General features: G+C 34.9%; 15 protein-coding genes and 1 other annotated feature. Of the genes, 13 read left to right on the top strand and 2 right to left on the bottom strand.

The window, feature by feature from the left end; all coding sequences use genetic code 11:
• Positions 1-93: 93 nt before the first annotated feature.
• From QM512_RS06025 to QM512_RS05985, 9 genes are all read left to right on the top strand, one after another.
• Positions 94-612 (top strand): YqeG family HAD IIIA-type phosphatase, encoded by a 519-nt coding sequence (locus QM512_RS06025; RefSeq protein ID WP_282804887.1) that lies wholly within the window; start codon positions 94-96, stop codon positions 610-612.
• A complete protein-coding gene (yqeH, locus tag QM512_RS06020; protein WP_282804886.1) occupies positions 609-1718 on the top strand; it encodes a ribosome biogenesis GTPase YqeH in 1110 nt (369 codons plus the stop codon). The genes QM512_RS06025 and yqeH overlap by 4 nt, the downstream gene beginning before the upstream one ends.
• Complete coding sequence (locus QM512_RS06015) at positions 1718-2344, top strand: nicotinate-nucleotide adenylyltransferase (RefSeq protein WP_282804885.1); 627 nt, start codon at positions 1718-1720, stop codon at positions 2342-2344. Before yqeH ends, QM512_RS06015 begins: the two co-directional genes overlap by 1 nt.
• Positions 2337-2933, top strand: coding sequence for a bis(5'-nucleosyl)-tetraphosphatase (symmetrical) YqeK (yqeK, locus tag QM512_RS06010; RefSeq protein WP_282804884.1), 597 nt, complete (start codon positions 2337-2339; stop codon positions 2931-2933). Before QM512_RS06015 ends, yqeK begins: the two co-directional genes overlap by 8 nt.
• A gap of 23 nt (positions 2934-2956) precedes the next feature.
• Positions 2957-3304: a ribosome silencing factor gene (rsfS, locus tag QM512_RS06005; protein ID WP_282804883.1), complete on the top strand. Its 348-nt coding sequence runs from the start codon at positions 2957-2959 to the stop codon at positions 3302-3304.
• A 9-nt stretch (positions 3305-3313) separates the two neighbouring features.
• The gene (locus QM512_RS06000) at positions 3314-4471 is read left to right on the top strand and encodes a nucleotidyltransferase (protein ID WP_282804882.1); all 1158 of its coding nucleotides are present in this window, start codon (positions 3314-3316) and stop codon (positions 4469-4471) included.
• The gene (locus QM512_RS05995; protein WP_282804881.1) at positions 4471-5016 is read left to right on the top strand and encodes a DUF177 domain-containing protein; all 546 of its coding nucleotides are present in this window, start codon (positions 4471-4473) and stop codon (positions 5014-5016) included. The genes QM512_RS06000 and QM512_RS05995 overlap by 1 nt, the downstream gene beginning before the upstream one ends.
• Before the next feature lie 86 nt (positions 5017-5102).
• A complete protein-coding gene (locus QM512_RS05990) occupies positions 5103-5831 on the top strand; it encodes a response regulator transcription factor (protein ID WP_003646926.1) in 729 nt (242 codons plus the stop codon).
• Positions 5797-7335 carry a HAMP domain-containing sensor histidine kinase gene (locus QM512_RS05985; RefSeq protein WP_282804880.1) on the top strand — a complete coding sequence of 513 codons (1539 nt, stop codon included), beginning with the start codon at positions 5797-5799 and terminating at the stop codon, positions 7333-7335. Before QM512_RS05990 ends, QM512_RS05985 begins: the two co-directional genes overlap by 35 nt.
• 42 nt (positions 7336-7377) lie before the next feature.
• On the opposite strand, the gene yidC is transcribed toward QM512_RS05985, so the two are convergent.
• Together yidC and QM512_RS05975 are read right to left on the bottom strand one after the other, a co-directional pair.
• A complete protein-coding gene (gene yidC / locus QM512_RS05980; RefSeq protein WP_282804879.1) occupies positions 7378-8361 on the bottom strand; it encodes a membrane protein insertase YidC in 984 nt (327 codons plus the stop codon).
• A gap of 63 nt (positions 8362-8424) precedes the next feature.
• Complete coding sequence (locus QM512_RS05975) at positions 8425-8700, bottom strand: acylphosphatase (protein WP_282804878.1); 276 nt, start codon at positions 8698-8700, stop codon at positions 8425-8427.
• 97 nt (positions 8701-8797) lie between these two features.
• Here QM512_RS05975 and QM512_RS05970 point away from each other — a divergent pair, with 97 nt between their 5' ends.
• The 4 genes from QM512_RS05970 to pheT all read left to right on the top strand — a co-directional run bounded on the left by QM512_RS05970 (position 8798) and on the right by pheT (position 13756).
• Complete coding sequence (locus QM512_RS05970; protein WP_282804877.1) at positions 8798-9559, top strand: TrmH family RNA methyltransferase; 762 nt, start codon at positions 8798-8800, stop codon at positions 9557-9559.
• Positions 9560-9646: 87 nt separating this feature from the next.
• Positions 9647-10003 carry a winged helix-turn-helix transcriptional regulator gene (locus QM512_RS05965; protein WP_282804876.1) on the top strand — a complete coding sequence of 119 codons (357 nt, stop codon included), beginning with the start codon at positions 9647-9649 and terminating at the stop codon, positions 10001-10003.
• 45 nt (positions 10004-10048) lie between these two features.
• Positions 10049-10257 (top strand) — a binding site (T-box leader).
• A gap of 35 nt (positions 10258-10292) precedes the next feature.
• Positions 10293-11342 carry a phenylalanine--tRNA ligase subunit alpha gene (pheS, locus tag QM512_RS05960; RefSeq protein ID WP_282804875.1) on the top strand — a complete coding sequence of 350 codons (1050 nt, stop codon included), beginning with the start codon at positions 10293-10295 and terminating at the stop codon, positions 11340-11342.
• Entirely contained in the window at positions 11342-13756 is a 2415-nt protein-coding gene (gene pheT, locus QM512_RS05955) for a phenylalanine--tRNA ligase subunit beta (RefSeq protein WP_282804874.1), read from the top strand. Before pheS ends, pheT begins: the two co-directional genes overlap by 1 nt.
• Positions 13757-13809 lie beyond the last annotated feature (53 nt).

Raw genomic sequence — 13809 nt, 5'->3', positions numbered from 1 at the left:
GAAAAGTAAAATTTAATTTTTCAATTATCAAATGTTTCTAAAGATTAAAGATTTCTGATACTATAGATATGAGAAAAAAGTGGAGATTTTTTAATGTTATTTAGACCTCGTTATACAATAGATACTATCTATAATTTAGATCCAAAACAGTTAAAAAAGATGGGAATTAAGGCTGTTTTTAGTGATTTGGACAATACCTTGCTTGCTTGGAATAAGGCTGACACAGCAATTGAAATGGATCAGCTGAATCAGCGTTTATCAAAAGCTGGAATTCGCTTAGTAGTTATTTCAAACAATAATGCAGAACGTATCGGCAAAGTTTTAAATCCATATCATATTTCTTTTATTGCAAAAGCTAGAAAACCTCTTCCTATTGGAATTAACAAGGAATTGAAGGATCTGAATTTAGAAAAAGATCAAGTTTTGATGGTAGGTGACCAGTTAATTACCGATATACAGGCTGGTAATTTAGCTGGGGTAGCTACGGTTTTAGTGAAACCCCTAGTTGAAACTGATAAGTGGAATACAAGAATTAATCGTTTCTTTGAAAAGTTTATTTTTTTCTTTTTGAATTTAAGAAAACCAGTAGTTTTTAAGGAGAAATTAGAATGAGTGAAGAATTACGTTGTATTGGGTGTGGAAGTATCTTACAAGATCAAGATCCTAAAAAGTCGGGATACTTACCATCATCTGCCTTAAAAAAAGCTTTAGAAAGCGAAGATAATGAAGTATATTGTCAGCGCTGTTTTAGATTAAGACACTATAACGAAATTATGCCAGTGGAAGAAAATAACGATGACTTTTTGGCATTGCTTAATTCAATCAGTCAAAAGAAAGCATTAGTTGTTAATGTAGTAGACTTATTTGACTTTAGTAATTCACTAATTTCTTCAATTAAGCGTTTCATTGGTGGAAATGAATATATTTTAGTTGGCAATAAGGTAGATCTATTTCCAAAAAATTCTAAAGAATCAAAAATTAAGGATTGGATGCGCCAAGAAGCTAACCGAAATGGGTTAAAGCCAGAAAAGATTTTTTTAGTTTCAGCAGCTAAAAAGAAAAATTTAGATGATTTGATGGCTTTTTTAGCTAAAAAAGGTGAAAAAAAAGACATCTATTTTGTGGGAACTACTAATGTGGGTAAATCAACCTTAATTAATGCCATCATTAATATGAACAGTGATTTGAAGGATGTTATTACTACATCTAAGTTTCCTGGAACAACTTTAGATGAAATTAAAATTCCTCTTTCTAATGGTCATTATTTAATTGATACTCCCGGAATTTTAAATGCTAACCAATTAGCTAGTCACTTAAGTGGAAAAGAACTTGAAGTTGTTGAGCCAAAGAAGCCATTAAAGCCAGCCACTTATCAGCTTTTACCAGGACAAACAGTTTTCTTAGCTGGATTAGGGCGATTTGATTATGTTGATGGACCATCTGCTGGTTTTACAATTTATGTAGCTCGCGATCTTTATGTTCATAGAACAAAGACTGAAAATGCTGATGCGTTCTATGAAAAGCATAAAGATGACTTATTGCTTCCACCAAGTAAGGAAGATGATTTAGGTCCATTAAAGGGACAAACATTTTCACCAAAAGAGAAAAGCGATATTTTATTTGGGGGCGTAGGTTTTATTACAACGCCAGCTAACGTTGTAGTAAAGGCATATACACCTGAAGGAATTGGTTTAGGAATTAGAAGAGCGTTGATATAATGCAGTGTGTTGTAAAAGAAAAGCCACAAGTAAAGTTTGAACCAGCTACAAGTTCTGCACAACAAATTGGAATTATGGGAGGAACTTTTAATCCTGTCCATTTGGCGCACTTAGTTATGGCAGAACAAGTGAGAAAACAACTTCATTTAGATGAAATTTGGTTTATTCCAAATAATACGCCACCACATAAGCAACTTGCTGGAAATATTAGCGCCAAAGATCGTTGTGCCATGCTTGAACTAGCTACTCATGACAATCCATACTTTCATGTTAAGCTTTTTGAAATAATGCGAGGTGGCACATCCTATACAGTTGATACTTTGCGCTATTTGAAAAAAAGAGCACCACGTAATCAATATTATTTGATTATGGGGAGCGATGAAGTAAATGATTTTGAAAATTGGCGTGAGCCAGAAACGATTGCGCTTCTATCTACTCTAGTTGGGGTTAGAAGACCAAATTATCCTCAGAATCCTAAATATCCAATGATTTGGGTTGATGCGCCCGATTTAGATATTTCATCTTCATTAATTAGACAAAACGTAGCTACTGGTAATTCTATTCGATACTTAGTACCTGAGAGCGTACGCTTATACATTGAATCAAGAGGCCTGTATCGTGACTGAAATTAATTTTGTTAAAACTTATTCCCCGTTAACTTCCGATGAGATTGTTGCTAGAGAAAAGGGCAACATGGATGAGAAAAGATTCAGACACTGTATTGGTGTAAGCCAAACTAGTCGTAAATTAGCTGAGTTAAATAACTATGACCCAGATAAGGCAGCTTTAGCAGGTTTTATTCATGATTATGCTAAACAAGTAGCACCTGAGCGATTTATTGAAGTAATCAAGGAACAAAATTTTGATCCAGATTTACTTAATTATAATCGAGCTATTTGGCACGGAATTGTTGGTGCGTACTTCATTGAAAAAGAGTTAAAGATAACAGATCCGGAAATTTTAACAGCTATTAGACGGCATACTACAGCTGATGTTGAAATGACTACGCTCGATAAAATTGTTTTTGTGGCTGATTTTATTGAACCTGGACGTGATTTTCCTGGAGTAGAAGAAGCCAGAAAAGTAGCTTTTGCTAATTTAGATGATGGAGTAGGGTTTGAATTAGCTCATACACTTGATTTTTTAATAACTAATCGAAAGAAAATTTATCCTAAAACTTTTGCTGCATATAATAAATGGGCTATAAAAGATTAACTTTTTGAAAGGAATTATAAAAATTGGAAAGTAAGAAATTATTAGACTTAACTGTAGAAGCTATTGATGAAAGACATGGTGAAGATACTGAAGCATATGATATGCAAGGTATCAGTATTCTAGCTGATTATTATGTTGTAACAACCGCTGGTTCAAACCGTCAACTTCATGCGATTGTTAACAGCATTATTGATAAAATCCATGAACACGGAAAAGAAGACTACCGTATTGAAGGAACTCGTGATTCTAACTGGCTCTTGGTAGATATGGGAGACGTAGTTGTGAATGTCTTTACCGAAGATGCAAGAGACTTTTATGGCTTAGAAAAGCTCTGGAGTAACGGTAAAAAGCTAGAATTAAACTTAGACTAAGGTAAAAGTATGAGTGTAATTGGCATTGTAGCTGAATATAATCCTTTTCATAGTGGACATGAATTTTTGTTAAATCAAGCTCGTTTAGTTGCTGAAAATGATCCAATTATTGTTGTAATGTCAGGCAATTATGTTCAACGTGGACAAATGGCAATTATGGATAAGTGGCAAAGAGCTAAAGCTGCTTTAAATTCTGGAGCTGATTTAGTATTTGAATTGCCATTTTCCTTTGCTGTGCAGCCAGCTGATATTTTTGCTAATGGTAGCATTAAGATGCTAAGTGATTTGGGAGTATCTGAATTATTTTTTGGTGTAGAGGATGCTAATTTAAATTTTTCTTATTTAGGACAAAAAATAAACCAAATTCCCAAAAATCGAATGGATTTTAGAGATTATACTCAAACCTATGCGACTCAATATAATGAAATGGTTGCTAGAGAAGTAGGTCATGAAGTAAATCAACCTAATATGATGCTGGCTGTTGCTTATGCAGTAGCAAGCGAACAACTTGAAAATCCGCTTCGTTTGCATCCAGTAACAAGATTAGGTAGCGGGCATGATGATCCTCTTTTGCAGGATAAGATTATTTCTTCGGCTACAGCAATTAGAAACTATTGTTTACATCATCCAAATGACTTAAGTGAGTTGAAAAAGTATCTTCCTAAAGGTGAACTAGCAGCTTTAGAGAAACAAAAAGTCTATCCAAACTGGAATCTTTTGTTTAACTTTTTAAAGTATCGAATTGAGAGTGCTAGTTTAGAGGAATTACAATCGATTTATCAAATGAGTGAGGGTCTTGAGTACAAGATGAAGGAAGAGATTCATACTGCGGAAGATTTTACTTCATTTTTACGTCAAATTAAGTCTAAACGTTATACGTATGCTCGTTTAAGAAGACTTTGTCTCTATACTCTTTTAAATGTAACAGAGAAGGAGATTGAAGATTCTTATCAGGATGTTTCAACACTTCTTCTTGGCTATAACGGACGTGGAAGAAATTATCTTAAGAAAATTCGGAAAGATGTTGAACTCCCAATTATTTCAAAGGTTGATAAGAAAAATGCAGCAAGTGGAACATTGGGCTTGCAGGTGAGAGTAGATCGACTTTTTGAACAAATTATGGGGGAAGATCAAAACTTTGGTCGCAGACCAATCGAGGTAAAATAATGTTAAATTTTTCATATTCGCAAATTAAAAATAGTCGTAATCCCTTAACACATGTTGATGAGGATGTAGAATTAAGTAAAGAATTTTTTGATAGAAGTAAGGAACTACTTGAAGATGCTAAAAATGTGTACGTTAGTGGTGATTTCTTCTACGATGAACCTTTTGTGACTGGTAACTTCACGGTTGAAGCAGATGTAATTGCTCCATCTACTCGTAGCTTAAAGCCAGTAAAATTGCATCAAAAGTTCAATTTTACTGAGAACTATAGTGAAGTAGAACCAACACAAGAGCAGCTCGATGAAGAAGATACAATTGTAACTGTTAAAGATGATACAATTGATCTTCAAAAGGCTGTCGAAGATAATTTGCTTTTAAGTTTGCCATCAGTGATTTTAACTCCTGAAGAAGAAGCAGAGGGAGACTTTCCTGAAGGAGAAGGATGGAAAGTTGTTTCTCAAGAAGCTTACCAAGAGGAGCAATCTAATAAAGAAAATCCAGCTTTTGCTAAGCTTAAGGATTTGTTTAATGATGAAAAAAACAAGTAATAAACCCTTGCATTAATGTATCTTTAAATTTAATATTAATTTATTAATAAAATTTTTAACCAGATTAAATAGTAGTGGAGAAAATAATGAGTAAAATTCTGATTATTGAAGATGAAAAAAATCTTGCCCGTTTTGTAGAACTAGAATTAAGACATGAAAAGTATGAAACTCAAGTTGAAGGGAACGGCCGGAAAGGATTGGATTTAGCTTTAAACGAAGATTTTGACGCAATCTTGCTAGATTTAATGTTGCCAGATCTTAACGGATTAGAAATTGCTCGTCGCGTTCGCCAGGAAAAAACTACTCCGATTATTATGATGACTGCAAGAGATTCAGTAATTGATCGTGTTTCTGGCTTGGATCATGGTGCTGATGACTATATTGTTAAGCCTTTTGCAATCGAAGAACTATTGGCTCGCTTACGTGCTGTTTTAAGAAGAGTACAAATCGAAAAGAGAGCTATGGGCGATACGATGGGTGTGCAAAAAGTTGTTCACTTTAATGATTTAACTATTGAAACAGCTAACCGAATCGTTCACCGCGGAGATAGTACAGTTGACTTAACTAAGCGTGAATATAACCTATTGATGACATTAATTGAGAATAAGAATAATGTTGTTACGAGAGAGCAGCTTTTAAACAAAATTTGGGGACCTGAGTCTAAGATTGAAACTAATGTTGTCGAAGTCTATGTACGTTATTTACGTAATAAGATTGATGTACCGGGCCGTCCATCATACATCAAGACTGTTCGTGGTACCGGTTATATGGTAAGAACTGATGAAAATGATGAAGCACGTGAAGAAGCAAAATAAATCGACAAAAGAGACCCTCAAGTCCTCGCTAACATTTAAGTGGGTAAGCTTAGTTGCAGCGACAATTACGGTCTCTTTTGTTATATTTTCAATTGCAATTTATTCTTTAGTTAAACAACAGATTGTCTCGCAAGAAAGAAATCTAACTGAAAGTGTAGCAACTACTTTTCAAAGAAGATTGGTCGAGATCCCGACCAGCTTGCAAATTTCAAATGTTGTTCCGCAGCTTTCTCCTAATACAAATCGTATTTTAGAAGGACAAGCCCCGATTACTTCAAATGATGGTGGGAATGTCTTTAATGATGACGTTTTGGCGACTTTATCTAATCGAGATACTAGCATTACTATTTATAATCCTGACGGGGATGTAGTATTTAGTAATGGAAATGTTCCTGATGGTGGGATGCCAAACTTCAGTAAAACTGAAAACCACGTTTTAAGAGTTGAGACTTCACGTGGCAAAATTCATATGAAGATTTATCAGAAGATTTTTTCTGAAAGAACACATCGTTTAACTGGATATTTGATCGTTGATAATTCAATGGATCAGCAAAACCAAGTTTTAAAATCAATTCGTCATTGGATGATTGGCTTATCGATTATTGCGATTGTAATTTTCATTGGTTTGTCTTACTTAATAGTTAATAGTGTAGTGCAGCCAATTAAGAAAATGTCGCAAATTTCTCGCGATATTAATAAAGATCCAACTGATAAACGAAGAGTACCTGATCTTCATCGAAATGATGAATTGGGAGAGTTAGCTACTTCTTTCAACGAAATGCTAGATCGAATGCAAGCATACATGCAGCAACAAAAGCAATTTGTCGGGGATGTATCTCATGAATTGCGGACGCCTGTGGCAGTAATTGAAGGTCATTTGAACTTATTAGAGCGTTGGGGAAAAGATGATCCTCAAGTTCTCGAAGAATCAATTCAAGCATCCCTTCAAGAAAGCAAACGTATGAAGCACTTGATTCAGGAAATGCTGGATTTAACTAGAGCAGAACAGGTTGATTTACAATATCCTGATAAAACAGCAGATGTTAATGAGGTCCTGAATCGTACCGTTAATGATATGAGAATGATTCATAAAGACTTCACGATTACGTATGATGATAGTGATTTGAAGCCAGATACGATTATTAAAATTTATCGTAACCACTTAGAGCAGATTCTGATTATCTTGATTGATAATGCTATTAAGTATTCGACCGATAGAAAAGAAATTTTAGTAGATGCTGCTACTGAAAAGGATAAGGTTAAAATTTCTGTTCAAGACTTTGGAGAGGGTATTGCTCCAGACGAACAAGATAAGATCTTTAATCGTTTTTACCGTGTAGACAAAGCTAGAACTCGTGAAAAAGGTGGTAATGGTTTAGGTTTAGCAATTGCTCAAAAACTGGTAGAAAGTTATCATGGAAAAATTAGTGTTAGTTCAACACTTGGATCAGGTAGTAAATTCATGATAGAATTTCCACTACTAAAATCTGAATCAGATAAATAGATCAACAAAAAAGGAATCCTTATTGGATTCCTTTTTAATATATTAATTTTTATCAGAGTCGTTTGGACGTTTTTGCTTTCCTGCATTACGTGCTCGTAAATCCTGATGGAGATCTTTATTTTCTTCACTATTGGTAGTAGTTGAAGAAGTAGTATTAAGAATATTGTCAATTGTTTCTTGCGTAACTACAACTTTAAGTGGACGGTCATTTAACTCAGCAGCAACATCCTTTTTAACCTTTGGCATAATGACAAAAGTAGTAATTAATTGTTGCAAGATAGCGATAAGTCCACCAACCAAGAAGTAAAGTGCTAAGGCACCAGGAGCGGAAATACTGATGAAGAAAGTCATTGCTGGACTTAAGATTAAAGTCATTTGCATTGCTTTCTTTTGTTCTTCAGGTATGCCGATCATTGAAAGATATCCTTGAATTACATAGAACAAGGTAGCAATAACGGTCAAAATAATGGATCTTTGTCCAAGAGAAATACCGAAGAAACTTGAAGCAGCTAGCTCTTTTGAATAGGCTACTGCTTGATAAATTCCCATCATGATTGGAAGCTGGATAAGTAATGGTAAACATCCCATACCACCCATCATCGACATGTTATTTTCTTTGTAAACTCGCATTTGAAGTTGACTGATTTGCATTTGTTGTGGTTGAGTTAGACCAGGCTTCTTAAGTGCTTCTTGAATCAACTTCATTTGTGGTTGAAGTTTTTGAGTTTTTTCTTGTTGCGTAGTCATTTTACGCTGGGATGCTAGTCGAAGTGGCATAACGATTAGTTGAACAACAAAGGTAATAATAATAATTGCCCAACCTGCTCCGTTTGAACCTCCAATTTGGTGTTCAACGGCTAACATGATATTTTGAATTGGCTTGCCAAACAAACTAAAAATCCAAGCATAAGGTCCACTAGTAGGTGCTTGATAGATACTTTGACCATTATTAGCACATCCAGTTAAGACTAATGCAAGAACGGTTAGCATGGCAAAGAGACTAAAATATTTAGTTTTTGATTTCATTAACTATAACCTTTCCTACTTTATTATTACTGCAATAAAGTTTACTAGTTATTAGTTAAAGTATCAATAAACCACGCTAAAGCGAGTAAATTTTTCTGCGTTAGGAACCGTCTCTAAATCCACATGGTCGACATGTCCAGCTACTGAAGGAGAAGCCTTTATTTTTTTTATAAAATGTTCTAAGGGAAGTTCTTCTCCTTGAGCTACAATTGAAACAGAACCATCAGGATTATTTTTAACAGTTCCGGTAATTCCTAATTGTTGAGCAACCATTTGTGTGGTCCATCTAAATCCAACGCCTTGAACAAGACCTGTAACTCTCATTGTGACGGTTTTCATTGGTATCACTCTTTTCTGTATATTCTAACTTAAATTTTAACATGTTAATTTTGAGCCAGGTAATTTAAAATATTAGATTAGAAGGAAGTAGAAATTTATGATAGAAATTAACTCAGTAAATAATCCCACAATTAAAAGCCTTAGAAAGCTTGAACAAAAAAAGTATCGTAAAAAGACACAAACGTACTTAATTGAAGGTTTTCATTTAGTCGAAGAAGCTTTAAAGAATCACGAAAATTATCTTTATGTTTTAGGTACAGCAGAAGCCTTAGAAAAGCTCACAACTAACTATAAATTAAAAGATGATAAGGTAATTCAAATTACTGATGCAATTGCAGAACATTTAAGTAGTACTAAAAATAGTCAAGATATTTTCATGGTTTTACCTATTAACCAACCCAAGTCATTTAGTTTTGAATATGGAAAATGGGTTGTTTTAGATAATTTAACGGATCCAGGAAATGTTGGAACTATTATTCGAACTGCAGATGCCGCTGGATTTGATGGTGTTGTTTTGTCTGAAGAAAGCGTTGATCTTTATAATCCAAAAGTTCAACGCAGTATGCAAGGTAGTCAATTCCATGTTCAAATTATTCAAAATCCAATCTTAGAAGCAATTAGTAGCTTTAAAGAAAATGGCATTCCAGTTTATGTAAGTATTTTAGATAAGACTGCAAAATCTTTAAATAACTGCATTCCTGTTCCGCAATTAGCATTGGTAATTGGAAATGAAGCACATGGAGCAAGCAAAGAGATAATTGAGACGGCAGACAAGAAAATTTATATTCCAATAAAGGGAAAAGCAGAATCATTGAATGCAGCAGTAGCAGCAGGAATTATGATTTATCATTTTTCATAAGCTTACAGCTTGTTTTTAGTAAGTGATATCACTATAATTTTAGTATAGATGATCGAAAAATATTTTAATTTTTTAGGAGGAATATATATGTCCCAAGAAATTGAAAGCAAAACTAAAATGACTGACTGTCCGGATCCAGAAGATTACTCACTGTGTTCGCATTTTATTGATGCTTTTGGAATTATTGGTAAAAAATGGAATGGGTTAATTATTAGTTCTTTATGTGATACTAATGCAATGCGCTTTAAAGATTTAGCTCGTTGCATTAGTAAGTGCTCTGATCGTGTTTTGGTTGAACGATTAAAAGAACTTGAAAAAGACGGAATCGTTAACCGTACTGTAGACGAGAAGAGCGGAATTATTAGTTATACTTTGACTCAAAAGGGTGCTGATTTGCAGCCTGTGTTTGAGCAAGTCCATAATTGGGCTGATAAATGGGCCTAAAGATAATTGCAAAGTTAAGTAAAAAGTTTTAAGATACTATTATACTTAAATGCGATGATTAAGATTAGTAATGTGGATATCTTTTTAGAGAGAGTTTCGTTGGTGGAAGGAACTTAAGGTAGAAGCATGAATTTCATCTTAGGAGCAGAATCTAATCAATTCCGGTATTTCACCGTTATATGAAAAGAGTGTGAACACGCACTTTATTTGTGCTAGTTCAAACTAGGGTGGTACCGCGAAGCTTCGTCCCTTTTGGGACGGGGCTTTTTTTGTTGGAAAGGAAAATGAGATGGACTTATTCGATAGAATAAATAAGTTAAAAGAAGAAGGATTAGATCAAATTAAGCAAGCTGAAAATCAAAAGATGCTTGATAAGATCAGAGTAGAACTAATGGGTCGTAAGGGTGAATTAACTGAAATCTTACACTCAATGAAAGATATTGCACCAGAAAATAGACCAAAGGTTGGTCAAGAAGTAAATCAAGTTCGTGATATTCTTCAAAAGCAATTAGATGAGGCAAAGGATCATTTCTTACAAGCAGTAATTGCTAAAAAATTAGAAGAAGAAAAAATTGATGTGACTTTACCAGGTCGCGAAGGACATTTAGGCTCAAAGCACCCAATCAATATTATTTTAGATGACCTAGAAAGCTACTTCATTGGAATGGGTTATGAAGTAGTACAAGGCCCAGAAATTGAAACTGACCATTATGTCTTTGAAATGATGAACTTGCCTAAGGATCACCCAGCTCGTGACATGCAAGCAACTTTCTATATTGATGAAGAAAACTTGCTTAGAACTCAAACTTCAGGAGATCAAGCTAGAGTTTTAGAAAAACATGATTTTTCTAAAGGTCCATTGAAGATGGTGGGTCCTGGTAAGGTTTATCGTAGAGATGATGATGATGCAACTCACTCTCACCAATTCCAACAAATGGAAGGTTTAGTAATTGATAAAAACGTTACTATGTCAGACCTTAAGGGTACTTTAGAAATGATTGCTAAGCATGTCTTTGGTCAAGATCGTAAGACACGTCTTCGTCCATCTTACTTCCCATTTACTGAACCATCAGTTGAAATGGATGTTTCTTGTTTCAACTGTGATGGTAAGGGATGCCCAATTTGTAAGTATACTGGTTGGATTGAGGTACTTGGTGCCGGAATGGTTCACCCTAACGTTTTGGAAAATGCTGGCGTTGATTCAACAGTTTATGGTGGTTTTGCCTTTGGTTTAGGTTTGGATCGTTTTGCAATTTTGAAATACGGTATTTCTGATATTCGTGATTTCTACACTAATGATGTTCGTTTCTTAGCACAATTCCGTAAGGAGGAAGATTAATGCTCGTTTCATACAACTGGTTAAAAGACTTTCTTGATTTAGACGAAGATCCTAAAGACTTAGGAGAAAAAATTACTAGAACTGGTGTCGAAATTGCATCAGTAGACCATCCAGCAGAAGGCCTAAAAAAATTAGTGGTTGGTCATATTTTAGAATGTGAAGATATTGAGGGAACTCACTTGCATAAGTGTCAAGTTGATGTAGGTGAAGAAGATGCAATTCAAATCGTTTGTGGAGCTCCTAATGTTGCAGCCGGCGAAGATGTCATTGTTGCTTTGCATGGTGCAAGAATTGCAGGCAATGAAAAGATTAAGCGTGGTAAAATTCGCGGAATTAAATCAAACGGAATGATTTGTGGTCTTCAGGAAATTGGTTTTGCAGATAAAGTTGTACCTGCAAAGTACGCAGATGGCATTTTCGTATTTCCTAAGGACTCAGATGTAAAACCAGGTGAAGAAGTTTATGAAGCGCTTGGAATGGATGACTACATTTTAGACTTTGATATTACGCCCAACCGTGCTGATACTTTGTCAATGGAAGGTGCAGCTTATGAAGTTGGCGCAATTGTTGATGAAGAACCTAAGGTTGAACCAGTAGTTCTTAAGGCAGATGGACCTGAGTGGACTGATGAATTAGATGTTAAAGTTGATGAAGAATTGGCGCCTAAGTTTTACTTAAGAAAAGTTTCTAATGTAAAAATTGGTGAAAGTCCATTGTGGATGCAGAGACGTCTTTGGAACGCAGGCATTCGCCCAATCAACAATGTTGTTGACGTAACTAATTACGTAATGCTTTTAACTGGTCAACCAATGCATGCATATGATGCACGTACTTTTAAAGATGGTAAGTTAGAAGTTAGAAAAGCTAATAAAGGTGAAAAACTTACTTTATTAAACGATAAAGAAGTTGAATTAGATCCAAACGACATTATTATTACTGACGGACAAAAGCCTGTAATGATGGCTGGCGTTATGGGTGGAAAGAATTCAGAAGTTGAAGATGATACTACTGATGTAATCTTAGAATCCGCTATTTTCGATGGAACTAGCGTTAGAAAATCTGCTTTGCGTCATGCAAATCGTACTGAAGCTTCAAGCCGTTTTGAAAAGGGCGTTAACTGGGATAATACTCAAAAGGCCCTAGATATGGCTGCTTTATTATTACGTAATGATGCGGATGGTACAGTTAATGAAGGTGAAATTAAAGCAACTGACGCTCAAAGAAATCCTTCAGTAGTTAAAACTACTGTTTCATACATCAACAAAGTATTAGGAACAGAATTAAGTAGAGCTGAAATGGAGAAGATTTTTGATCGTTTAGGCTTTACTGTTGCTGGTTCTGAAGATGAATTAATTGTTACAGTTCCTAATAGAAGATGGGATATTTCAATTCCAGCAGACTTAGTTGAAGAAGTTGGTCGAATTTATGGCTACGATAACTTAAAGTCTACGCAACCACTTTTGGCTGAGACGCACGGTGGTTATTCAGAAAAAGAAACTGCAATGCGCAGAATTAAGGATATTGTTCAAGGACAAGGCTTAATGGAAGCTATTTCTTATTCATTAACTTCTCCAGAAAAGGCAATCTCATTTACTAAAGATCCTAAGCCAGTTGTTGAAGTTCAATGGCCATTGAACTCAAGTCGTTCAACGATGAGAGAAAACTTGTTAACTGGATTAGTTGATGCTGCAAGCTATAACATGGCTCGTAAGCAAAAGGAATTAGCTTTGTTTGAACAAGGTCGAGTTTATGATCATGAAAATAATACTTTTAATGAACATGAACATTTAGCTGCCCTTTACTCAGGTCATACCTTGTCAGCAAACTGGCAACACTTAGATCAAAAGATTGATTTCTACTTTGTAAAAGGTCAATTGACTAACTTATTTAGAGCAATCGGTATTAAGGATGCTGACGTAGAGTATCGTCCAGAAACCATTATTGGGATGCACCCAACTAGAACGGCTGGTATTTACATTAATGACCAATATGTAGGTTTAATTGGAATGCTTGCTCATACTGTTACTACTCTTGATAAGGCTTTGCGTGGAAGTGAAATTTATGCTTATGAGCTTGATCTAGATGCAATTATTTCAATGCTTAATAAGGGAATGAAAGCCAAAGCTGCTCCTAAATTCCCAGCTATTGAACGTGATTTATCACTATTAGTGCCAAATGCAGTAACCAATGCGCAAATTGAAGCTCAAATCAAATTAAATGGTGGCAAGTATCTTCATGATATACGAGTAATTGACGTTTATGCTGGTAGTCAAATTGAATCAGGTCATAAGTCAATTTCTTACTCATTAACTTTCTTAAATGAAAAAGATACATTAACTGATGATGTAGTTGCTAAAGCAATGGAAAAAATTGAGGCAGATCTGAAAGAAAGTCTAAAGATTAAAGTTCGCTAATTTTTTTCTAGGGAGCTTTGCTATAATTGTCTTAGATTTTTGTGATTTTCGGA

The organism is Lactobacillus isalae (assembly GCF_947539375.1).
Classification (GTDB): domain Bacteria; phylum Bacillota; class Bacilli; order Lactobacillales; family Lactobacillaceae; genus Lactobacillus; species Lactobacillus isalae.
Note: the sequence above shows the minus strand (reverse complement) of the source record. Positions and strands in the feature narration are given on the sequence as shown.